Source organism: Paractinoplanes toevensis, assembly GCF_018332695.1.
In the GTDB taxonomy this organism is placed as follows: domain Bacteria; phylum Actinomycetota; class Actinomycetes; order Mycobacteriales; family Micromonosporaceae; genus Actinoplanes; species Actinoplanes toevensis.
The window spans coordinates 1-5731 of the sequence record NZ_BOQN01000212.1; the positions used below are offsets into that span (position 1 = coordinate 1).

Consider the following 5731-nt stretch of genomic DNA (forward strand, 5'->3'; position numbering starts at 1 on the left):
GCGCGGGAGCGGCCTGCGCGGCGGAGGGCAGGGGCTCGACCTTGCCCCAATGGCCTACTACCGCGCGGACCTTGTCGGGTGGGGAATGGAGGAGCACCGAAACTTCGTAGCGGTTGGGGATGGTGGCTATCCGGGCCCGCAACCAGGCGACCGGGTCGCCGCCGGGGATCTCGCGGGGGCGGAAGCGGGCTCCGGTCGGGGCCGGGTCGGTCAGGCGGTCGACCCGGAAGCTGCGCCAGTCGGCCCGGTCGAGGTCCCAGGCGACCAGGTACCAGTTGCGGCCCAGGGAGACCAGGCGGTGCGGCTCGGCGTGGCGGGCGGAGGTCTCGCGCTCGCGTGGGGTGTAGGCGAAGCGCAGGCGTTCCTCGCCCCGGCAGGCCAGGGCCAGCGTGGTCAGCACCTCGGCATCCAGGGTCGGGCCGCCGCCGAAGATGCCGCCGGGGGCCGTGGCGGCGCGCAGGGCGTCGATGCGGCGGCGCAGGCGGGGCGGGAGCAGCTGGATGACCTTGGCCAGGGCGCGGACCGAGGTCTCCTCGAAGCCGGTCACCGCCCCGGCGGCCGCGGTGCGCAGGCCCACCGCGATGGCCACGGCCTCGTCGTCGTCCAGCAACAGCGGCGGGACGGCCGCGCCGGCCTGCAGTTGGTAGCCGCCGGCGGCGCCGCGGTTGGCGTCCACCGGGTAACCCAGGTCGCGCAGGCGGTCCACGTCGCGGCGGAGCGTACGGGGGCTCACCTCCAGGCGGTCCGCCAGCTCGGCGCCGGGCCAGTAGCGGTGGGTCTGCAGGAGGGAGAGCAGACGCAGCATGCGGGCACTCGTGTTCGCCATGAATCCAGAGTTCATCACATTGCGGCCAGAAACTGTCCGCAACGGCTTCTAGCGTCGGTCCCATGATTGAGACACGAGGGCTGACCAAGCATTTCAAGGACGTTCGCGCGGTCGACGGGATCGATCTGACCGTGGCGCGCGGCGAGTTGGTCGCGCTGCTCGGGCCGAACGGGGCCGGCAAGTCGACGACGCTGCGGATGCTGACCACGCTGATCCCGCCGACCTCGGGCACCGCCACCGTCGCCGGCTTCGACGTCGTGCGTCGGCAGCGCGAGGTGCGGCAGCGGATCGGGTACATCGGGCAGGGCAACGGAGCGGGGCACAGCCAGCGCGGGCGGGACGAGCTGATCAGCCAGGGCCGCGCCTACGGGATGGGCGTGCGGCAGGCCCGGGTGCGGGCCGCCGAGCTGATCGACTCGCTCGGGCTCGGGGAGGTGGCCGATCGGAAGGTGGCCACCCTGTCCGGCGGGCAGCGGCGGCGGCTCGACATCGCGATGGGGCTCATCCACGCGCCGGAGCTGCTCTTCCTCGACGAGCCGTCCACCGGGCTCGACCCGCAGAACCGAGCCAACCTCCAGGAGCACATCGTGCGGCTGCGGGCCGAGCACGACACCACGATCGTGCTGACCACGCACTACCTGGACGAGGCCGACTCGATGGCCGAGCGGGTCATCGTGGTCGACCACGGACGGGTCATCGCCGACGACTCGCCGGCCCGGCTCAAGGCCGAGCACGTGGGCGACACCGTCCTGCTCGGCTTCGACTCCGAGCAGGAGACCACCGCGGCGGCCACCGCACTGCCCGGGCGCGCTGCCCAGCCGTACGGGAAAGAACTGCGGATCCGCACGCAGGGTGGGCCGCGGCAGGTGCCGGGGATGCTCGAGGATCTGCGATCCGCCGGCCTGCCGGCGGCGTCGGTCGAGGTCATCCGGCCGACGCTGGACGACGTTTTTCTCACCCTGACCGGGCGCAGCCTGCGCGAAGGCGGCGCGAACAGCGACCGGCAGCCGGCCACGGAACTCGTGGAGGTCTGAATCATGACGTCACTCGCCGCCGATACCCGCACCGTGTTCAGCCGCGAGCTGCGGCCGCTGCGGTACGACCCGTTCACGATCATCATCGCGATGGTGCAGCCGCTGGTGTTCCTGGCGTTGTTCGCGCCGCTGCTGCCCGGCGACAAGAGCGAGGCGCTGCGGTGGTTCGTGCCCGGCATCATCGTCATGTCGTGCCTGTTCGCGTCGTCGATGACCGGGTCGAACCTGCTCTTCGAGATCCAGACCGGGTCGCACGAGCGGATGCTGGTCACCCCGCTGCGGCGGCCGGCCCTGCTGATCGGGCGGGCCCTCAAGGAAATCGTGCCGATGGTGGCGCAGGCGGTCCTGATCGTGGTCGTCTGCCTGCCGTTCGGTTATCGCCTCGATGTCGGCGGTGCGCTGCTCGGGCTGGTCATCCTGGCCGGCTTCAGCATCGGGATGGGCGCGCTCTCCTACGCGCTCGCGCTCGCCGCCAAGAACCAGGAGTGGATGTTCTGGGTCGTGCAGCAGACGCTGCTGTTCCCGATCCTGCTGCTGGCCGGCGTGCTGCTGCCGCTGGACGGCGGTCCGGGCTGGCTGCGCACGCTCGCCTCGTTCAATCCGCTGCGCTACGTGGTGGACGCCGAGCGGGCGCTGTTCACCGGTGACATCTGGCGGTCGACCACCGTCACCGGGCTGGTCGCGGCGGCCGCAGTCGGGGCATTTGGGCTGTTCGTCGGCGTGCGTGCGATGAACCGTTCGACGTGACCGCTACCGTCGACCGCGCGGCGATCGACAACGCGGAGGATCGAGATGTTCGGGTGGCGGCGGCGACGGCCGGCGGAGATCATTCCGCGGGCGATCGGACGACTCATCGAGGGGATCAGCCCGCGACCGGAACGACCCGCGCCCCGGACCCGGCGACACAATCCGGACGCCGTGGTCGACTGCGCGATCTACACGGCGGGGGCTCGCCGGCCGGGCACGGTGCACTACACCGTGGCCGCCCGGCAGGCCCGGCGCCGCGGCACCTACGTATGGCTCGGGCTGCACGAGCCCGACCTGGCCACGATGCGGTCCATCGCCGAGGCGTTCGAACTGCACGAACTGATCGTCGAACAGTCCGTGGAGGGCGGCCACCGGCCGGCGCTGGAGACCATCGGCGAGGTGACCCGGCTGGTGCTGCGGACCGCCCGCTACGTGGAGCACGAGGAGCTGACCGCGACCTCGGAGGTCGTCGACACCGGCGACGTGACCCTGCTCATCGGCAGCTGGTTCGTGATCAGCATCCGGCACGGCGCCCCCGGCGCGCTCTGGCCGGTGCGGCAGGAGCTGGAGAAACGGCCGAGCGTGCTGAAGTTCGGGCCGTGGGCGGTGGCGTACGCGGTGGCCGGCCGGATGGTCGACGACTACCTGGACGTCGGGGCCGCCGTGGAACGCGACCTGGAACGCCTCGAGGAGGAGGCGTTCACCACCCAGCGCTCCCCCGAGATCACCCACTTCTACCAGCTCAAACGGGAGATGGTCGAGTTCAAGCGGGCGGTGCTGCCGCTGCAGGAACCGCTCGACCGGCTGCTCGACCTGACCGGCCCGCCGGTCGGGCTGCGGCCCTACTTCGTCGACGTGCGCGGGCGGCTCGCCCGGGCCGTCGACCGGGTCGCCGGCTTCGACGACCTGCTCAACTCGATCCTGCAGGCCCGCCTCGCCCAGGTGTCGATGGACCAGAACAACGACATGCGGATGATCGCCGCGTGGGCCGCGATCGCCGCCGTCCCCACCGTGATCGCCGGGATCTACGGCATGAACTTCAGTCACATGCCCGGCATCGACTCCCCGTACGGCTACCCGGCGGTGATCGGCGTCATCGTCGTCGTGTGCGGTGGCCTGTACTGGCGGCTCAAACAAGCCGGTTGGCTGTGAGATCCGCCGAACGGTCACCGGACGCTACCGCTCTTCCGGGTGTCCACACCGGACGGAGCGCGGGATCCCGTCCACTCTCCCGTACCTGATCGCTACGGCCGGTAATTAACGTTGATCCCGGTGACTGCGTTGACCGGGGGAGGAAATGCATGTCCGTGACGAGCATGACGCCGGGCGAGCAAGCTTGGCTACCGCTCGAGAACATCCGGACGGTCGGTCCGTTCTACGGCGTGACCGCCGAACGGATGCGCAACGCACTGGTCGGCCTGCACGCCGCCGACCCCACGCACCGGGCCGTGTCCCGGATCGACCGGGCCGAAGCCCACTGGGAGCACCTGGACGCCGCGGCGTTCGCGCTCTACGTGAACGAGGCGGTCAGCGACCTGGGCGACTGGACGGTCGACGTCGACGAGATGACCAACCGCCTGCTGTTCGAACCGCGCGGCCATCACCCGCTGCGCGTCGTCGTCGGCGCCGGCTACGTCGCGGTCAAGGTCTCCCATGCGTACGGTGACGCCGTCCCGATCAATGAGCTGTTGCGCGAGCTGGTGCAGGCGGCCGCCGAGGGCCGGGCCGCCGATCTGCCGCCCGCACACCGCTCGGTCCGGCGACCGCTGACCCGGGCGTGGCGGCAGCGTTTCGGCCTGTGGCCGGCTCGCGAGTGCGCCGGCCCGGAGATCTCCGGCGACCGGCCGCAACGCGACTGGGCCCCGCAGCTCACGGTGCTCAGCGATCGTTCCGGCGAGGTGCTGAGTCACTTGCGGCGATGGCGGGACGAGCGGGCACCGGGCGTCACGACGACCGCCATCACGTTCGCGGCCTTCGCGGCGGCCCTGCGCGATGTCGGCCTGGACCCGGATCTGAGCGGTGCCGTCTTCCACATCGACGCCCGCCGGTACCTCGACCGGGACGTCCGGATCGACGGCAACTTCGCCGCGGCGGTACGGCTGAGCCCGCACGACCTGACCGACCCGCGGGCCGTGCACGAGACCCTGCAGGCCGAGCTCGGCTCCGGTCGCATTCTGGGCGAGATGTTGCGTCGCGAGGCGGGGACCGCGTTGCGGGGCGCGCCCGCGCTGCCCGGTCCGTACCCCGGTGAGATCGCTGCGCCGCCGCGTCCACGGATCACGTTCAGCAACCAGGGTCGTCATGACGTTCTGTCCGACCTGCCGTGGACGGTCGACGCTGGGTCACGGGCCAATTTGAGCGTGCCGACCCTCGTCGATCCCGAGGAAATCACGCTCACGACCAGCGAATTGAACGGTGCGTTACACCTCGGGGCGACGTTCCACGCCTCGTCCTACGACCCCGAGGTGATCACTCGGGCGCTGGACATGGTGTGCACCAATCCGGCGGGCATCATGGCCCCCCGGTAGATCAGGACCTGCGCCCGGCCGGTACTGCCCCCCAGCCGGCCGGGCGCATCCCTTTTTATGTGTACGGCGTAATCGCCGGGTAGAAACTTCGGCGCCGACGCACGGGCGGCGGTATCGCGCCACCGCCCGTGACCGGTCATCGGTTACCCGCCGGACGCACCGCGCCGGAACGGGTCAGCGGTCAGTTGATCAGTGCTTCGGACCGGGGTTGCCCTGGCCCGGGGTGCCCTGGCCGGGCTTGGGACCGCCCGGCTTCGGGCCGCCCGGCTTCGGCTGCGTCGGGTCCTGCTGAGCCGGGTCCTGGGCCGGAGCCTGAGCGGGGTCCGGCTGGGCCGGGGCCGGGTCCTGCTGAGGCGGGGTCTGGGCCGGGTCCTGCTGAGCCGGAGTCTGAGCCGGGTCCTGCTGAGCCGGAGTCTGAGCCGGGTCCTGCTGGGCCGGAGTCTGGGCCGGGTCCTGCTGAGCCGGAGTCTGAGCCGGGTCCTGCTGAGCCGGCTTCGGGCCGCCCGGCCTCGGACCACCCGGCTTGGGCCCACCCGGCTTCGGACCGCCCGGGTTCTGCACGCCCGGGTTCTGGCCACCCGGGTTCTGGGCACCCG

5 protein-coding genes and 1 pseudogene are annotated in these 5731 nt (G+C 71.5%); 4 read left to right on the forward strand and 2 right to left on the reverse strand.

Translation table 11 applies throughout. From position 1 onward, the window contains the following. Nucleotides 1–826: helix-turn-helix transcriptional regulator (locus Ato02nite_RS50570; RefSeq protein WP_246608257.1), on the reverse strand; the 826-nt coding region annotated here is incomplete at its 3' end. Between the two features lie 62 nt (nt 827–888). Between Ato02nite_RS50570 and Ato02nite_RS50575 the strand changes: the two genes are divergently transcribed. The 4 genes from Ato02nite_RS50575 to Ato02nite_RS50590 all read left to right on the forward strand — a co-directional run bounded on the left by Ato02nite_RS50575 (nt 889) and on the right by Ato02nite_RS50590 (nt 5135). Next, complete coding sequence (locus Ato02nite_RS50575) at nt 889–1860, forward strand: ABC transporter ATP-binding protein (protein WP_213013905.1); 972 nt, start codon at nt 889–891, stop codon at nt 1858–1860. Between the two features lie 3 nt (nt 1861–1863). Further along, nucleotides 1864–2607 carry an ABC transporter permease gene (locus Ato02nite_RS50580; protein ID WP_213013906.1) on the forward strand — a complete coding sequence of 248 codons (744 nt, stop codon included), beginning with the start codon at nt 1864–1866 and terminating at the stop codon, nt 2605–2607. 45 nt (nt 2608–2652) lie between these two features. Continuing rightward, complete coding sequence (locus Ato02nite_RS50585; RefSeq protein WP_213013907.1) at nt 2653–3759, forward strand: magnesium and cobalt transport protein CorA; 1107 nt, start codon at nt 2653–2655, stop codon at nt 3757–3759. Nucleotides 3760–3908: 149 nt separating this feature from the next. Next, nucleotides 3909–5135 (forward strand): hypothetical protein, encoded by a 1227-nt coding sequence (locus tag Ato02nite_RS50590; RefSeq protein WP_213013908.1) that lies wholly within the window; start codon nt 3909–3911, stop codon nt 5133–5135. Nucleotides 5136–5324: 189 nt separating this feature from the next. Here Ato02nite_RS50590 and Ato02nite_RS50595 read toward each other — a convergent pair. After that, nucleotides 5325–5731 (reverse strand): annotated as a pseudogene (locus Ato02nite_RS50595) (hypothetical protein); the annotation flags it as partial.